The 16,966-nt window shown below is 48.2% G+C and carries 12 protein-coding genes; 4 read left to right on the forward strand and 8 right to left on the reverse strand.

Going from position 1 to position 16,966, the window contains the following annotated elements; translation table 11 throughout:
* The first annotated feature begins 29 nt into the window (after positions 1-29).
* A complete protein-coding gene (locus ACZ45G_RS05380; RefSeq protein ID WP_464175749.1) occupies positions 30-2,426 on the forward strand; it encodes a penicillin acylase family protein in 2,397 nt (798 codons plus the stop codon).
* A gap of 47 nt (positions 2,427-2,473) precedes the next feature.
* Here the strand turns inward: ACZ45G_RS05380 and ACZ45G_RS05385 are convergent, their stop codons facing one another.
* From ACZ45G_RS05385 to modA, 7 genes are all read right to left on the reverse strand, one after another.
* Positions 2,474-3,184, reverse strand: a complete 711-nt coding sequence (locus tag ACZ45G_RS05385; protein ID WP_464175751.1) for a nickel/cobalt transporter — start codon at positions 3,182-3,184, stop codon at positions 2,474-2,476.
* A gap of 210 nt (positions 3,185-3,394) precedes the next feature.
* Positions 3,395-4,009, reverse strand: coding sequence for a DUF1007 family protein (locus tag ACZ45G_RS05390; protein WP_464175753.1), 615 nt, complete (start codon positions 4,007-4,009; stop codon positions 3,395-3,397).
* 145 nt (positions 4,010-4,154) lie between these two features.
* Complete coding sequence (locus ACZ45G_RS05395) at positions 4,155-5,540, reverse strand: glycerate kinase type-2 family protein (protein WP_464175754.1); 1,386 nt, start codon at positions 5,538-5,540, stop codon at positions 4,155-4,157.
* Between the two features lie 65 nt (positions 5,541-5,605).
* A complete protein-coding gene (locus ACZ45G_RS05400) occupies positions 5,606-6,436 on the reverse strand; it encodes an MBL fold metallo-hydrolase (protein WP_464175756.1) in 831 nt (276 codons plus the stop codon).
* 157 nt (positions 6,437-6,593) lie between these two features.
* Positions 6,594-7,652 carry an ABC transporter ATP-binding protein gene (locus ACZ45G_RS05405; protein ID WP_464175758.1) on the reverse strand — a complete coding sequence of 353 codons (1,059 nt, stop codon included), beginning with the start codon at positions 7,650-7,652 and terminating at the stop codon, positions 6,594-6,596.
* Positions 7,649-8,431 (reverse strand): ABC transporter permease, encoded by a 783-nt coding sequence (locus ACZ45G_RS05410; protein WP_464175760.1) that lies wholly within the window; start codon positions 8,429-8,431, stop codon positions 7,649-7,651. Before ACZ45G_RS05410 ends, ACZ45G_RS05405 begins: the two co-directional genes overlap by 4 nt.
* On the reverse strand, positions 8,419-9,174 hold the full coding sequence (gene modA, locus ACZ45G_RS05415; protein ID WP_464175762.1) for a molybdate ABC transporter substrate-binding protein: 756 nt from the start codon (positions 9,172-9,174) through the stop codon (positions 8,419-8,421). Before modA ends, ACZ45G_RS05410 begins: the two co-directional genes overlap by 13 nt.
* Before the next feature lie 219 nt (positions 9,175-9,393).
* Here modA and nfo point away from each other — a divergent pair, with 219 nt between their 5' ends.
* Complete coding sequence (gene nfo, locus ACZ45G_RS05420; protein WP_464175764.1) at positions 9,394-10,317, forward strand: deoxyribonuclease IV; 924 nt, start codon at positions 9,394-9,396, stop codon at positions 10,315-10,317.
* Between the two features lie 58 nt (positions 10,318-10,375).
* On the opposite strand, the gene fliD is transcribed toward nfo, so the two are convergent.
* Positions 10,376-12,436 carry a flagellar filament capping protein FliD gene (fliD, locus tag ACZ45G_RS05425; protein ID WP_464175766.1) on the reverse strand — a complete coding sequence of 687 codons (2,061 nt, stop codon included), beginning with the start codon at positions 12,434-12,436 and terminating at the stop codon, positions 10,376-10,378.
* A gap of 607 nt (positions 12,437-13,043) precedes the next feature.
* On the opposite strand from fliD, the gene ACZ45G_RS05430 reads away from it, so the two are divergent.
* Positions 13,044-14,165 (forward strand): FlgD immunoglobulin-like domain containing protein, encoded by a 1,122-nt coding sequence (locus ACZ45G_RS05430; RefSeq protein WP_464175768.1) that lies wholly within the window; start codon positions 13,044-13,046, stop codon positions 14,163-14,165.
* 61 nt (positions 14,166-14,226) lie between these two features.
* A complete protein-coding gene (locus ACZ45G_RS05435) occupies positions 14,227-16,959 on the forward strand; it encodes a flagellar hook-basal body complex protein (protein ID WP_464175770.1) in 2,733 nt (910 codons plus the stop codon).
* Positions 16,960-16,966: the final 7 nt, after the last annotated feature.

A 16,966-nucleotide genomic window follows, 5' to 3' on the forward strand; every position in this document is an offset into this window, starting at 1 on the left:
ATCGATTTCTTATATTTGGAGCAGCGATCATGGGTAAGTTTATGCGAAGGGCAGGCGTGGGACTGGTAATTGTTATTTTGATCACCATTGGAGCGGGTACCTATTATCTAAACTCAAAAAAGGCGGTCAGATCAGGAAATATAACGCTTCCTGGCCTGGCGGGTCCGGTTGATGTCCGGTTTGATACCTTTGCGGTTCCCCATATCTACGCAAAGAACGAAACAGACGCCTACTATGCGCTTGGGTATGTTCATGCCCAGGAGAGACTCTTTCATATGGAGCTGCTGCGCCGCCTTGCAAAGGGAGAACTGGCCGAAATACTGGGTCCCAAATTGAAATCAACCGATTCTTTTTTTAGAACCTTGAGATTAAATCAGTTCGGACGAGAGTATATGCTAAAAACCGACAAGACCACTCCTACATTTAAAGTCAGCCAGGCCTATCTTGACGGCATAAATCATTATATTCATACCAGGCCTGCCCCCATTGAGTTTGATCTTTTAAAGATTCCCAAGACAGATTATCTGCTGTCCGACATTATCAGTGTTGCCGGCTATATGGCCTACAGCTTTGCCTCGGGATTCAAGACGGATCCGGTGCTTACCTTTATCCGGGATGAGCTTGGTCAGGACTATTTAAGTGATATGGATTACCTTGCTTCAGCTACTCCCCCGTTGAAACTGTTGACAGATACCCACAAATCCCTGGCCCGGATGGCAGGCCTGGTGGCTGATATTGAGACCCGTTATTCTCCGGTTGGATTTTTTGAGGGGAGCAATGCCTGGGCCGTACGGGGGAATAAAACTGTCTCCGGGAAACCCATTCTTTCAGGGGACCCCCACATTGCCCATTCCTGCCCCTCGGTCTGGTACGAAGCCCATCTTGTCACGCCGGACTTAAATTTTTACGGCCATTTTCTTTCGGGCGTTCCCATGGCCCTTATGGGGTTCAACCAGAAAGTTGCCTGGACCCTGACCATGTTTCAAAATGATGACGTGGATCTGTTTGTTGAAAAACCCAACCCCAAAAATTTGGATCAGGTATGGTCTGATGGTAAATGGACCGACCTTGAAATGGAAGATGAAATTATCAAGGTGAAAAATGAAGCGGACCTGGTTTTAAAGGTTAGAAGCTCAAAGCATGGACCGATTATCAATGATATCCTGGATCCGCTGAACACGGAAAAAAGACCAGTTGCTGTTTCCTGGGCCTTCCATGATTTTGGCAATGACATATTGAGCGGATTCTACGAACTTTCCCATATCGATACGGTTTTTGATGCACCGGATGCCCTTAAAAAAATCCATGCCCCCGGGTTGAATTTTGTGATGGGCGATGCAAGCGGTAATATCGGATGGTGGGCTACTGCAAAGCTGCCCAAAAGGCCGGGTCATGTGGACCCCAATTTTATCCAGGACGGCTCAGACCCTGCCAATGACTATATCGGGGCCTGGCCGTTTGAGGCGAATCCGCAATTTATCAATCCTGCATCGGGCATTATTGTTTCGGCCAACCACCAACCCCAGGATTTTGGCAATGGCATAGTACCGGGATATTATAACCTTGATAACCGGGCAAAAAGGATTGAAAGATTGCTGGGCCAGAAAGAGAAAAACTGGTCCCCAAAGGATATGGAAGCCATTCAGCTGGATACGCAGTCGGCATTCTATAAACGCATCAAAGAACTACAGGTTGAGGTGCTGAAAAGCATCCCGGCCATTCAACAGGATGCTATTTCAAAAAAAGCCTTTGACGATTTTGAACGCTGGGATGGGTTTCACCGTCTTTCTACCCGAGGGGCGGCTGTCTTTTACACCCTTCATTATTACCTTGCAAAAGCTATGTTTGAAGATGAGCTGGGAGAGGACCTTTTCAAAGCATTTTTAAGGACACGCCTTCCGGACAAGGCAGTTCTTAAAATCATGGGGCTTGAAAACTCTCCCTGGTGGGATGACAGGACCACCTCAAAAAAAGAATCTCAACGAGATATGGTCTCAAAGGCCTGGTTCCAGGCCATTGATGCTTTAAAGCAAGCTTCCGGCAATGATCCTGAACGATGGGTCTGGGGGGATCTTCACACGGTGGAATATGTCCATGCCATGGGCCGGAAAAAACCCCTGGACAAATTGTTTAATATCGGTCCTTTTAAAATTGAGGGATCAAGGGATGTCCCCAATTATCAGGGGTTCAGGATAGGCCCTCCACCATTTGACGTATACATTGGACCCTCCACCCGACGAATCTTTGATTTTGCAGACCCGGATCATTCCCTGGGAATTAATCCAACCGGCCAAAGCGGATACTTTTTTGATTCTCATTATGATGACCAGGCCCAGATGTACCTGACGGGAAAATATCGAATCCAATTGATGGACAAGACAGAAATAGAAAAGGCAACCGCCTCTTTGTTAAAATTGATACCATAAACGCACCCTTTAGGACAGGTTCAATGCAGTGATCCGGGGGGGTGTGGTTAAAGATTTGCGAGCAACAAAATGAAACCCAAAGATGTGACCATAAGACCGGAGATGGATTCCATTGCGTTTCCGAGAAGACGGTGCCGCCTGCTATTATGATCAGATAATTTGAGAACGGCTGCTTTGCCTGACATGCCGGCCAGCACAACCAGGGTAATGGTTGAGGCCATTCCTGCTGCAATGCAGATGCCCAGAACAATACCCAGGCCGGTTAGATTTAAGGAGATGGCAAATAACATGACCATCACCACACCCGGGCATGGAACCATGCCAACTGCCAATGCCGTTGCAAATGGATTGGCAAACAGTCGTGTCTGTTTTTGAGTCGCCCTGGCGGAATCATTGAACCATGTGAACAGGCTTTTGATGAAAATAATTAACCCAATAAGTGTGATCAATGAAAAGCTGATGATCTGGGTGATATGGGTCATGTTTTCAAGAGAGCGGGTAATGCTTGTGTGTAGAATATATTTAACGGAAAGGACAAGCATGATACCTGAAACCCCGTGGGTTATGGCCACAAGGTTCCCAAAAATCAGGCTTTGGTGCAGGCTTGGTTTGCAAGATAAAATATAGGACAATGCAACGGCTTTCCCATGTCCCGGACCTGCTGAATGGACAACCCCGTAAAGAAATGCCATCAGGGTCAACAAAAGCAGGGGCGCTATCTTTTTTTTAGCAGTTGCCTCCCGAATCAGTTGGGACATTTTTTCCCTTAGCTGTTGTTGCCAAAAAACAATTTTAACGAAGAATTTGCTTTTTACGGGAAGCACCATGGTTTTATGATGCGTTTCCGGTTTTGAAGTGAAGGGATTTTGGGCCGCTCCAACGGATACGTTAGAAAGTAACAATAAGAAAATACAAAACAGGAAAATACAAAACAGGAAAATACAAAACAGGAAAATTGATTTTTTCATTTATTTTTGCCTGAAACTTACAAATATTGCCAGGGGGTTAACGGTTTCATAATAAATTAATGTGGACTTATCTCTTTCCACTTTTGTTTCGATTGTAAAAAGATCCGCGCCTTGTATTTCCAAATGCTTTCCTTCCGGAAAATAGATCGCCGAATAATATTCCGGATCATAGGGTGACAGGGTGATTTTTTTTTGGGTTTTTATTGCGCTTACATGACAGGGGATAAAAAAATCATATATGAGTTGGCCATTGGTGAGGGTGGCATTAAAATCTTTGACAAACTTAACCACAAAGGGTTTGTCATCAATTTTCATGTGAATATAATAGTTATGGGTGGCAATATATCCAAAGGCTTTTTCTTTGATCGTTGCAACTTCATTTTTATCCAGGATGCTGTTTTTATCCGTATCAAAATCTTCACAAATCATTGTGGAAAACATTTCATCAAACTTCCAGTGTATCTTAACACCTGCAAGTCCCTTTTCATCGAATATCATCTTTGTTTCCTGCTCAATAAACACATGGGGATGTGCCAAGACTGCCTGGGCACCGATGAAAATAACACATAAGGGTATAAACACCCTATATAAAAACCAACCCATTGTTCTGATCATTCAACGCTCCTTATCTAATATAGCTGAGAGTTCCTCTGGGTTATTATCTGATATATATGATTTTTTCAAGATGCTGGATCTTTAATCGCAAGCTTTTAAGGAGTACTCTGGGACAGGTTTAATGCAGTGATCCGGGGGGCAATGATCAGGCCGGACTGCCCACAAGAATTATATGGAGGTCACAGACATTGGTATTGGTGGGGCCGGTTTTGTAGAGTCCGTTTATGGCTTCGAAAAAATGATAGGAATCATTGTTTTTAAGGTAGGCGTTAATGGAGAGTCCGGCCGCGGCTGCCTGCTCAAGTATTTCCAAAGAGGCAAATGCGCCGGCTGCATCCGTGGGACCGTCATTGCCGTCCGTGGAGGCTGCCAGAAAGGTTATGGTATCGAACAGGTCTGGTCTTCGCCTTATTTCCTCCAGAAAGGCCAGGGCCATCTCCTGGTTTCGACCCCCTTTCCCGCTTCCCTGGAGGGTGACCACCGGCTCTCCGCCTGAAATAATGCACACAGGTTTTTGGGCCAGCATGCCTGACAATGCCGTATCAATGGCAATGCCGCTGAGAAATTTTGCCACCTGTTTTGCCTCCCCGGTGATGCGGGATGTCAGGAACACCACATTGTATCCCAGGTTGCGGGCTTTTGCCCCGGCAGCTTCCATGGCAAGCTGATTGGTTCCGATGAGGATATTGTTGGATTGCCCAAGGGCTGGATCTCCCTGTTGGAGGGTTTCAGCAATTTTTCCCCGGCTGCCAAGTATCAGCGCCTCCAGGGCCGGCCCGGGGATGTCAGCTCTAATGGTATATTTATCAAGGATGGCCAGGGCATCGTCAAAGGTGGTGGGATCCGGTGCCGTGGGGCCCGATGCAATACTGCTTAGATCATCGCCCACCACGTCGGAAAGAATAAAACTTAAGTTGGCGGCGGGGAAGATCTGTTGGAGCAGGCGGCCGCCTTTGATACCGGAGAGGTGTTTTCGAATGCAGTTGATCTCGGTGATGTCAGCCCCGCATTCCAGAAGGGTACGGGTGACCTTTTGTTTGTGGGCAAGGGTCAAGGCCACGGCTTCCCCTTGGGCGTCGCAACATAGGGGCAGTGGCAGCAGGGCGGATCCTCCCCCTGAGATCAGGGTAATTACCAGGGTTTGGGCATCGGCTTTTTTTGCCAGTTCCATAATCCGGGCAGCGCCGGTAACGCCGTTTTTATCCGGCTCGGGATGTCCTGCCTCCAGGATTTCCACCCGGTCCAGGGGCGTTGTATGTTGGTACTTGACAACAATAAGTCCCTGGGTGATCCTGTCGCCCAGAATCTTTTCAAACGCCAGGGCCATGGGAGCTGTGGCTTTGCCTGCCCCGATAATGAACACCCGGGTGTACCCTGATAGATCAATGGCGTGGTTGTTCCCTTCAAGATTAACCTCCAGGTGGTTTTCCGTGAGATGGACATGGTCCATGATCATCTGAAACGGGTCGACCCGGCTTAATCCGGCTTTGAAGATGGTATCCAAATGCTGGTGGGGTTCAGGAGTGGTCATGGTATCTTTCTTTCCGTAAAATGGTAACTTATGGGCAGGCATCCTGTTCGGCAGGTTATAAACAATTAACTGACGAACAGGGTGCTTCCTGTCCGGTTGGCGACAAAATGATCGTTGCCGGCTGAGAGAAGATTAATAGCGACTTCTCCTGTGCAGTGGCAGGCACTGATGATCTTGATGGAACTATTTGCCAGATATTGGATGGACAGATCAAGGTTCTCCTTTCCGGCTTCCACCAGATGGGTTCCGCCCAGGACCGCATGGATCGGTTTTTTAAGAAAGGATTGCGCCGCATCCAGTATGTTTTTCATACCTGGATGGGAGCATCCCAGGATAACCACCAGTCCTTTGGGGGTATCCAGGGCAAGGCAGATCTCGTCTTCAAATAGATCCTGGTGGAATGTGCCGTCCTTGAGCAGCATGAACCGGGGATTAATGACTTCATCGGCGTGAACCCTTGGAAATTTTGTCAGGATAAAGATGCCGGGGAAAATTTGCGTGACCTGCTCTTGAACCGTTTCGTGCCTGATTTCCTTAACTGCAAGAAACTGCGGGTCAAAGTTGTTTCCCAAAAATTTACTGGTAGACGGGCTGACACCGTATTTTTCGTCAAAAAAGCCCTTGCCGGTATAGAAGGTGAATTGGGTGGTGATGTTTGTCAATGCCCTAAAGCCCCCGGAATGATCATAATGACCATGGCTGATGGCCACGGCATCAAGGCGTCCAAGATCGATGTCCAATTGCCGGGCATTTTCCAGGAATGCTCCGGACTGGCCGGTATCAAACAGAATTTGGACCCCGTCCTTTTCAATAAAAAATGAAAGTCCATGTTCCGATGCAAGGGATTTATTTTCTCCCGGGTTATTTTCAATCAGGGTGGTGATTTTCAGTGGCATGGTAATTTCCTGTAGAATGGGTGCTATAGATTTTTCTTGTTAAAGATATCTATTGTTCAGTCGTCTGCTTGTCAGATTAATTGTGTACAGCGTTCTGATCATGGTGTCAAAAATTATTATATAGAAAATCATTTGAACAAAATATTATTATCGTCTTTTATCGGATAATTCTGACATGGTTGGTATTTATTCGTGCATAAAGCGTGTCACCGGGTTTCGGATAAAGTCCGGCCATCATATTCCGGGTTGAATTCACCTCCAGCAATGTCTGCCCGATTTTAACATTGAGCGCCCAGGTTTCCCCCTCACATTTTATTCGTTCAACCCTGGTTTTAAATAAATTGTCACCGTTCAGGTTGTTCGGAGGGGTATTGTACAATAAAATTTCTTCGGGCCGGACTGCAACATTAACCGTTTCTCCTTTTACAGCGGCATCTTTGGAGAAAAGATTAAAATTATCAATTTTAAGACAGGTCTTATTGTTAATTTTTTCTTCAACAACCGCTTCCAGAAAGGATGCCCCCATAAAATCGGCTACAAATTTATTGGCAGGCCGCTCAAAAAGTTCTTTGACCGTTCCAAACTGGATAATCTGTCCTTTTTTTAAAATAGCTGTTTTGTCAGCCAGGGTCCAAAGGTCTTTCATATCATGGGTCACATGGATAACCGTGGTGCATTTTTTATCAATCACATCACACAGAAGCTGACGGATCTCTCTTCTTGTGGTTGGATCAAGGGCTGAAAAAGGCTCATCCATGAGCAAAAGCCTTGGATTGACAACCAGGGAACGCGCCAGAGCCGTGCGCTGTTGTTCCCCGCCGGAAAGTGTCGCAGGTTTTCGGTCCAGGAGATGCTCAATCTTCAGGCTTGCCGCAATATCTGCAACTTTTTCTCGGATAATACTTTTTTCAACTTTTCTTAACCCATAGGCAATATTTTGGAATACGGTTAAATGGGGCAGGAGGGCATAGTCCTGATATACAATACCAATCCCTCTCTTTTCAGGCAAATCGTTCACAATATCACGACCATCCAAGATAATTTTGCCTTTTTTCGGGTTGAAAAATCCTATTATACATTCAAGTAAAATACTTTTCCCGGAACCTGTCGGACCTATAACGACTGCATAATCCCCCTGGTCCAGGTTCAGATCAAGGGATTTTAATTCAAACTCGCCCAGTTTTATACTTAAATTTTCAATACTTAAATAACTCATATACTGGCCTCTGATTTTTCAAATACCAGGATGGCAATAAACGATACAATGACAAGAATAATACCCGAAGTGATTGCCATTGGCATATTCCCGTAGGAAATATTTAGATACAGTGTAATCGGAAGAATTTCAGTTTGCATATAGGATCCGCCGGCAAGAATTAAAACAGTTCCAAAGGTCCCGATACTGCGGGCGAATGCAATAATGGTTGCCGCCAGCAGGCCGCTTTTTGCCAGGGGAAGAGATACCCTTAAAAAGGTTTCAAACATGGAATATCCCAGGCTTCGCGATACAAATTCCAGGCGGGGATTAATATAATCAAATGTTGATTTTATAATCCTGACAGAATAGGGCAGGGCGGTGAAAAACTGGGCAACAACGATGCCTTGTTTGGTGAATACAAAATCAAAGCCTGCTGCCCCGAGAATTTTTTGTATTTCAGGTTTGCCAAACAGCAATAGCAGGCATAATCCCAAAACCAGTTCGGGAAATGCAATGGGAAGATCAATGATGGTCTTGACAATGCTTTTTCCCCAAAAATCAATTCGTGAAAGGGAATACCCCGTGGGAACCGAGACCAGAAACACTAAAAAAGTGGATAAAAGGCTTGTCCATACGGTCAGTTTCAGGGAGAAAAGCATTTCTTTGCTGAGCAGGCATTCCCAGATCTCAGCAAAGGTTGGGACCAGGATGAGAGAAAATATAGCGGCCAATAACAGGCAGGTCAGGCTGATGGGAAGAACGATCAAGACCAGCTTGAACCAGGTCAGTCTGTGCATCTTTTAAATCCCCATTTTTCCCAAACCTCAATGGCCTTGTCCGAGGCAATATAGTCGTTAAACTTTTGAGCAAGCACCTGGTTTTTTGAACAATTGGTTACGGAACTGGGAACGGTTTTAATGACATTATCTTGTTCAGGAATCCGGATCACTTCCACTTTTCCTTTGTCCTCTGCCCAGGCCACAACATCTTCCCAGATAATGGCAGCTTGAACCCGATTCATTGCCACATAAATTAACAATTGGTTCACCGTGGGCCCTGAAACCGCCACTTGCTTTTTTACCTGGTCATACAATTTGTTTTTCTCGAGCAGTTTTTTTGAAATTTTTCCAATGGCACAGGCTTTTGGGTCACCAAGGGTGATTTTAACATCTGAGCGGCCCAGATCTGCAAGTGTCTTAATGTTGCCGGGGTTTCCTTTTGGCACCACAATAACCGGGATATGTTTGACAATCTTTCGATCTGTTCCCGGTTTGATCCAGCCATTTTTTTTTGCATCATTGGTGTATTTTTCGGCACCGGGAATAAAGACATCACAACATCTGCCCATACCCAGCATCCCGAAAATCTCTCCTGATCCGCCATAATGTACCTTTATTGTTACACCCTGCTCTTTTTCAAAATCAGCCCTTAATATCTCCATGGGTTTCATTAACCCAGCGCCTGCATATATGGTTAAATCTGGACCTGCCCAGGCTGGGATCGCAAGAAGAGACAAAATTAAAACGTATAGGAATCGCATAGGGTACCTCCATAAATATTAAATTTATTTGTGTGGTACCACCAGGGTTTGTTATTGTCAATGTTAATGAAAGAATCCATTTATATTAAAACAAACGAACCAATTATAACCAAAAACAACCAAAATTATAGGGATGGCTAAAGATTTTTATGAGGGGCGGAAGAATTTTCTTTAATTATATTGAGGTTTATTGTAACCAGAGAAGGAAACATTTTGCCAATGACTGAAAAAACGCCTGCTCACTGTGAGCCGGCATGGTATGGCCTGAAAAAAAATAGCTCAACCGGGGAAGGAAAAAAAATGAAGTATATTGGAGCACATGTGAGTACCAGCGGAGGCGTTGAACACGCCCCCCAAAATGCGCAAAGTATCGGTGCAAAGGCCTTTGCCATGTTTACCAGGAATCAGAGACGGTGGGTGTCAAAACCCCTGACCGACAAAAATATCAGCCAATTCAAGGAACACTGCAAGAAGGGCGGTTATGATCCCGGGCACATCCTTCCCCATGACAGTTACCTGATCAACCTGGGGCACCCGGAAGCAGCCGCCCTGGAAAAATCAAGGACTGCTTTTCTTGACGAGATGCAGCGCTGCGAACAACTGGGCCTCCAATACCTGAACTTTCACCCGGGAAGCCATCTGAACAAAATGGATCCCGATCACTGTCTGGAGCGGATCGCCCAATCGATCAATCTGGCACTGGAAGAAACAGCCGGCGTCACCGTGGTCATCGAAAACACTGCCGGCCAGGGAACCAATATGGGACATCAATTCGAACACCTGGCAAGGATCATCGAAAATGTTCAGGACAAGCGCCGCATCGGGGTCTGCCTGGATACCTGTCACACCTATTCTGCCGGGTACGATATTAAGACAGCCCAAGCATTTGAAAACACACTCGAGACCTTTGACGATCTGGTGGGTATCTCCTATCTCAAAGCCATGCACCTGAACGATTCGAAAAAAGTTTTTGGAAGCCGGGTGGACAGACACGAGTGCATCGGAAGGGGGTCACTGGGGCTTGAACCGTTTAAATTCATCATGAACGACCCCCGTTTTGACCATATCCCCATGGTCCTTGAAACACCGGATCCCTCCATCTGGGAGGAGGAGATCAAACTTCTCTATGGCCTGATGGAATAAATACCGTGACAGGATCAATTCCGATTGTTTTTTATGCCTGTCTTTTTATCTTTGGCGGTTAATCGTCCTCCAGAGCTGAAAACATTGTCTCAACATATGACTGCATGGACTCCAATTCCGCAAGGTAGGTGTCCAGGGCTGCATACTCCGTGGCCATGGTTTCATATTTTTTATCTATGATCGCCAGTTGATCCTCATAGGATTCTTCCAGGCGACTGATTGTTTCGTCAATCATATCGATTTCAGTGGAGATATAACCATCTGACAGGGCATAATTCCCGATGGCATCATTAAGAAGATCGGCCAGACCTGTTTCGGTGTCAGTGCCTAAAAGCAGGTCCTGGACATCTTCAAAATTATCCAGCAACTGCTCGCTTAAGGTGTCCGCATCCAGGGTGAGGGTGCCGTCGTCCTCGAATTCAATCCCCAGATCAATAAGACTTGTGATGCTGCCGCCGGTACTGATGGTGGTGCTGAACAAACTCTGGAGGGCCTGTTCCAGGAGCCTTGCCGTCGAACTCTGGGCCAGGGTGCCCCAGGTTTCAGTATCTTCGTCATAATCATCGTTTTCGTCTATTTCCGCTATCAGGGTGTTGTAGGTTTCGACCAGGCTGGTAATGGCATCTTCCACAGTGCCGGTACTGACACTTACGCTGACTGTGGTGACGCCGGTGGAATAAAGGGATAGGGTCACTCCGCTGATAACGTCGGTCAGGCTTGTGTTCTCCTGGCGTTGATAGGAAATCCCGTCCACCGTGATCTCGGCATTCAGGGAAGAGGAGGCAGGCGTAATTTCCTGGGTTTCTGAAAAACCCAGTGTGGCCGATGCGGTACTGCTCGCATCCTCCCACATGATATTGAGGCCCTCAAGGGTGCCGGCTTCTGATATGGTCATCTCTCCCGTATCCTCATCAATTTCGACCTGATAATCCTTTCCTTCTCCATTGAGGCTGGATTCGTTTTCAAGTGCAAGTTCAACAGCATCGGCCAATTCCTCTGCGGTGTCGTAATCCCCCGCCGCAATCTCGGCGGTGAGGGTGTCCCCATACCCGTCCCCGGTATCTTCCTGGAAAACAATGGTGTTGTTGGTCGTGTCGATGGTCACATCCGTGTCAAAGGAAATGGCTGAGTCTCCGGTCATGGAATAGCCGCTGCCGTTTGTCTCGGTCAGGGCCAGGCCAGACGGCTCGCTGATAATGGTGATCCGATTGTCTTCACCGCTATCATCGGCTGTCAGAACCAGTTGATAGGGGTTGTCTCCGGTGCCGGTATCAATGACGGTGGCGGTAACACCAGGATTGTCTTCATCTTCATTGATCCTCTCGGCCAGCCCTTCAAGGGTGGTCTCGGCCGGTATGGAAATTGTATACACCTCCCCATCCCCCGTTGTAAACGAAAGTTCAGACACAGGCGCTGCAAATCCAAAGGAAGAATCAGATCCTGATACACTGACACGGTTGTCCTCTCCGGTTTCTCCTGAGGCCGCCTCAATACGGATGCTCGTTGTGCCATCGTCGTCGGTATATGTCGAGGCTGTGACCAGTGCGTTGCCGTCATCATCCTGGTTGCCTGTGTCGGAATTTATGGCCGAGACCAGTTCTGCCGCAGTCATGCCACCGGTTGTCCCGGTAATGGTAAAAGTTTGGGGGTCATCTTCAGGACCGTATTCAATATCAAGGGTTTCCCCGTCTGCCAGGACAATGTCCGTATCTGCAAATCCTGCAGTGGATTCTTGAACCGTGGGTACGTAGACAGAAGCGGTTTCAGAGGATGTTCCTTCGGACACATAGGTGCTTGCGGTGGCCAGGCGGCTGGTTTCAACCCGGTGGGACCCGGTGTCGGTGCCGTCCACAGCCGTGGCGGTGATCAAGTCTGAGTCCGACACGGTAACCGACCGATAAAGATAATTTGAGGATAAAGAAAGGCTCAGGCTGCTGGTCTTCATGGAAAGCAAATCGTTGAGCACCGTGTTGAGCGATTCCTCTACGGCGGTTTGCTCTTCAACTTCAGTCACCTTCAAGTCATTTATGGCTTCATCAGCCTCCCGCTGGGTATCCAGCATCGTCTGGAGGTCCAGTGATGATCCTAATCCCAAAGAAGTAATTGATCCGGTTGCCATGGCGGTGTCTCCTTAAATCAGATATAGGGTAATTTTTGCCCAGTGTTTTAGGGCTGTTATCGAGTGAATTCCATAACAACTTTAATGGTCCTAAGCCTTTAAAATCAAATGTCTCAACAAATTAGTTTCTGCAATATCCCGGCAGGGCAGGCGTTCTATTTCCCCTCAAAAAAACCAAGGCGATGAGACTTATCCAAGCGAAAAAAAATATCTTTCCAGGCCAGACCCGTCCAAACGGCTCAACTAAGTATTTAGAAGGGACTAGGTAAAATTTTCCGATTCTTTATTGATAAAACCTTTTGTAGAAAAGGCGATTAGATTCTTTTTGCCAAAAAGTATCACCTGTTTATTTACAAAAAACTAGTTAAATCGCACTTGTCTCTATTCTGCACAAGCAGTTTTCACCAGGAGAATTCATCGAAACTATGTTCCCTGTTGAGGACAGATTCAATCGAACCCAATCCGATGATACAGGCCAAAGTTTGCTCGGGTCCAATTCCGCCACACAGGTTCAGTGGCATTTTTATTGTTTAATTAAGATGGCAAGATAGTTTTTTGGACCGGAAATAACCACAGCAAATTTATGCTGATCAGATAAGGAGGTGACATGTCAGATTCATCCGTTGAAAGCGCTGCACTGAGTGCGCTCCAATCAAGCTACACCGCGTATGAAACAGAAGACACATCCGACAGTACCACCTTGGGCAAGGATGATTTTCTGACACTGCTTTGTGCCCAGCTTGAGAACCAGAACCCCCTGGACCCAACCGATACCAGTGCGTTTACGGATCAGCTGGCCCAGTATACACAGGTGGAAGAGCTGATGAACGTGAACGAAAATCTGGAGACAATGATCGAAAGCGCCACCGAGTCCGCCGATTCCTCTACCAATGCCACGGATTATATCGGCATGCAGGTTACCGGGGAGGTCAATACCATGACCATAGAGGACAGCAGCGTCACCTCGGGATTCTACTCCCTGTCCGAGGCCGCCGAGGTTGTTGTTGTGGTCTCGGATGCGGATGGTGAGCTGGTGACAACCCTGAGTGAAGGCCAGCAGGATGCCGGATCCTTTCTGATCACCTGGGATGGAACCGATTCCGCCGGAGATGCCGTGGATGAAGGTACCTATACCTATGCTGTTATGGCAAACGCAGGGTCCGGCTATGAAGAGGTCTCCTCAACCATCACCGGAACAGTGGATGCGGTGGCCTACCAGAGCGGCACCCCCTATCTGGTGGTGAGCGGGGTGCTGCTTGACCCCTCATCCCTTACCTCTGTGACTGAATCTGATGCGACTGCTTCCGATGATACGGCCACCTCCGTTCTGGAGTATCTGGGCACAACCATAAGTTCAAACTATCCCATTGTCCAGGTCGATGATGGCGTATTAGAAGGCGATGACCTGGAATACTACCTGGAAACCGCTTCGGATGTCACGGTCACCGTTTATAATGCCAGCGACGAAGCCGTGGCCACCATTGATGTGGACTCAGATGATACTGTGGCCGGGGATAACTCGGTCTCCTGGGATGCCCTGTCAGATACCGGTTACCAGGTGTCTGACGGGCTTTACTACTACACGGTGGAGACCTCAAGCGGCACCTCGGCCACCACGGCCATATCCGGCGAGGTAACGGGAATTCAGTACGTAAGCGGCGTGCAATACCTGGCATTGGGGGAATCGGGCCGATTGGTCTCCCTTTCCACGGTTACATCTGTCGAATGAAGATCGGTTTTGTCATCACCATGAACTTAACTTCTGCCATTAACCATAAGGAGCACCCCCAATGTCTTTAACCAGTTCCCTTTATACCGGCACCAGCGGCCTGAGCAATACGAGTAAGTCTCTCACGGTCACCAGTAATAATATCGCAAACATTAATACCGTTGCATTTAAAAAGAGCACCACCACCTTTGCAGACACCCTTTACCAGACCGTCGGGACCCAGGCGGGAGCCGCCCAGGTAGGACTTGGAATGTCGGTTGCCGACGTGTCTGAAGTTTTTACAGACGGCTCCCTTGAGTCAACCAGTAATTCTACGGATCTGGCCATCGGCGGGGATGGTTTTTTCGTTGTCTCCCAGGCAGGATCCGACGAAACCTATTATACCCGGGCGGGTGAGTTTTCCTTTGACGAGACCGGTGCCCTGGTTACCTCCGCTGGGTACATTCTCCAGGGGTGGGAGGTGGATGATGACGGTGATGCGGTTGGTGCTGTGACCGACCTTATACTCACCGCATTCACCAGTTCGCCCGAGGAGACCGAGGAGATGACCATCGTAGCCAACCTGGATTCCGATGCAGATTCCAACAGCGTTGTTCTGTCCAATGTATATGAATACGAAGAAGGAGAGGACACCACGGTCGCATCGGATACCTATGAGTACCAGAGTGTGGTCACCGTCTATGACTCTCTAGGCTCTGCCCATGAGGTTACGGTTTATTACGATAAGATATCCGATACTGACTGGGAATACATCATCGTGTCCGATGCTGATGAGGATAACCGGAGTCTGGTCGAGGACACCACCTCCCAGGGGCTTCTGGCCAGAGGGACCATTGAATTTTCAGAAAGCTCAGGCGAGATCGTCAGTATGACCATGGAAGAGTTCACCGGCCGGGTGGGCAATGTTTTAACCACCGGTTCCAACTCCGTGGATGACATCAATTTTGAAATCGAAGATTCTGAAGCCATGCTCCTGGACGGATACGGCATTGAAATGGCCTTTGACGGCGACAATTGGGTCCTGGATACAACCACCTTGCCAGACGCTTACGCGGATGCCGAGATCATCTATTCCGATGACCAGAATATTTACATCATGCTGGACCCCACCAGCAGCGGCGGTGAGGAAGAAGCAGACCTGAAAATCCAACTTGACCAGGATTCCGTGGCCGGGGACACCATCTCTTTTGACATCAACGACACCACGGATCTTCATATCCAGGACCTTGAAAGCGTTGTCTATACCGGAGACGCAGCCAGCAATACCACACTTGAAATCAACGACCCCAGCGTCATGACCCAGGATGCCGAAGACGTCAGCATCCTCTGGAATCCGCTCACCGAAACCTGGCAGTGGAGCAACCCGGAAGAGGCAGAAGAGGCCGGCACCCTGGTGACGGATTTGTCAACAAATAGTACGACCTTAGCGACCACCGACGATATCATAGAAATCACCAATGCGGCTGCCCTGACCATGACGGTGGAAGATATTGAGCTGATGTATGACGGCACCGAATGGGACTGGAACGAAGCCCTTAAGGAGGATGATTTCACCGATGTCACCAATACCCTTGACTCGGAAAACGACATGACCCTGGAGATCATTACCGCCGGGGAGGAGGGGGCGGTGGCCACCACCAATGATATTGTTCTGACGTGGAACGACGCCACCTCCCTTTGGTCAGCGTCGACTACCAGCGGTCTTACTGTGGCCGTTGTGAATGCAGAAAGCAGTGATACCCAGGTTCAGGTTACGATTGGCGACACCACCACCTCGGGCGAGGCCTCCACCATCCAGTACACCTTTGATTCAGCTGTCAGTGACGGCCAGACCGTTTCCTTTGGCATCGACCCCACCCCGCCTGCCGAATATGGCAATGCTGAAATTATTACCGACTCAAACGATAATGTGGCCATTGATTTCGACGGCGACGGGTCCACCGACATGACCTTCGACGTCACCACAGCGGGCACCAATGCCCCGACAGCCGGGGACACTTTCAGCTTTGATGTGGACCCGGACGTGCCGCCTGCCGAATACAGCAATGCCACTCTTTCCGGGGACGAGACAACGGCGATCATCGACCTGGACGGATCAGACGGCGAGGATGACAGTGAGGATCTTGTATTCACCTTTGCCGATGACTTAAAGACCGGAACCGATACCGACCCCCTGGCGGATCAGAGCACCATCACCTTTGACATTTCAGGGTCCAGTGCATGGCGGGAAGTTACGACGGATGAAGCGGACGATACCGGGTATTTTCAGTTTACCACAGACTTTTTGGGCGGGGAGTTCGGCTCTACGGAAACAGATATTTCCTTTAATATCGGCTCTGAGTGGGACGGAAACAATTGGGTAAATGATTCCCTTTCCACCACCCAGTATGCCAACTCTTCTTCCACCACCTACCAGGATTCCGACGGATATCCTCCGGGAGATCTTTCAGGGGTGGAAGTGGCGTCCGACGGCACCGTGTCCGGAAGTTATTCCAATGGTCAGACACTGGACCTGTTTAAGATTGCCCTGGCCGATTTTGTCAATACCGGCGGGTTGATCAGCGAAGGGGGAAACCTTTATTCGGCAACCACTGAAAGCGGGTCCGCCATCACAAACACAGCCGGGAGTAACGGGTTGGGCGAGCTGAGCTCCTATTCCCTTGAGATGTCCAACGTGGATATATCCGATGAGTTTGTTTCAATGATCGAGCTCCAGAACGCCTATGAGGCCAATGCAAAAATTATCACTACCGTGGATGAGATGATGAGTACGGTAATTGCCATGAAACGATAGGAAGGTG

It is taken from the genome of Desulfoconvexum algidum (genome assembly GCF_055382125.1).

Excerpts from the sequence above, each read along its gene's own strand:
- ACZ45G_RS05405 (WP_464175758.1), bottom strand. The coding sequence starts at position 7,652 with ATGAGTTATTTAAGTATTGAAAATTTAAGTATAAAACTGGGCGAGTTT.
- ACZ45G_RS05385 (WP_464175751.1), bottom strand. The coding sequence starts at position 3,184 with ATGTCCCAACTGATTCGGGAGGCAACTGCTAAAAAAAAGATAGCGCCC.
- nfo (WP_464175764.1), top strand. The coding sequence starts at position 9,394 with ATGACTGAAAAAACGCCTGCTCACTGTGAGCCGGCATGGTATGGCCTG.
- fliD (WP_464175766.1), bottom strand. The coding sequence starts at position 12,436 with ATGGCAACCGGATCAATTACTTCTTTGGGATTAGGATCATCACTGGAC.
- ACZ45G_RS05390 (WP_464175753.1), bottom strand. The coding sequence starts at position 4,009 with ATGATCAGAACAATGGGTTGGTTTTTATATAGGGTGTTTATACCCTTA.
- ACZ45G_RS05400 (WP_464175756.1), bottom strand. The coding sequence starts at position 6,436 with ATGCCACTGAAAATCACCACCCTGATTGAAAATAACCCGGGAGAAAAT.
- ACZ45G_RS05430 (WP_464175768.1), top strand. The coding sequence starts at position 13,044 with ATGTCAGATTCATCCGTTGAAAGCGCTGCACTGAGTGCGCTCCAATCA.
- ACZ45G_RS05435 (WP_464175770.1), top strand. The coding sequence starts at position 14,227 with ATGTCTTTAACCAGTTCCCTTTATACCGGCACCAGCGGCCTGAGCAAT.
- ACZ45G_RS05395 (WP_464175754.1), bottom strand. The coding sequence starts at position 5,540 with ATGACCACTCCTGAACCCCACCAGCATTTGGATACCATCTTCAAAGCC.
- modA (WP_464175762.1), bottom strand. The coding sequence starts at position 9,174 with ATGCGATTCCTATACGTTTTAATTTTGTCTCTTCTTGCGATCCCAGCC.
- ACZ45G_RS05380 (WP_464175749.1), top strand. The coding sequence starts at position 30 with ATGGGTAAGTTTATGCGAAGGGCAGGCGTGGGACTGGTAATTGTTATT.
- ACZ45G_RS05410 (WP_464175760.1), bottom strand. The coding sequence starts at position 8,431 with ATGCACAGACTGACCTGGTTCAAGCTGGTCTTGATCGTTCTTCCCATC.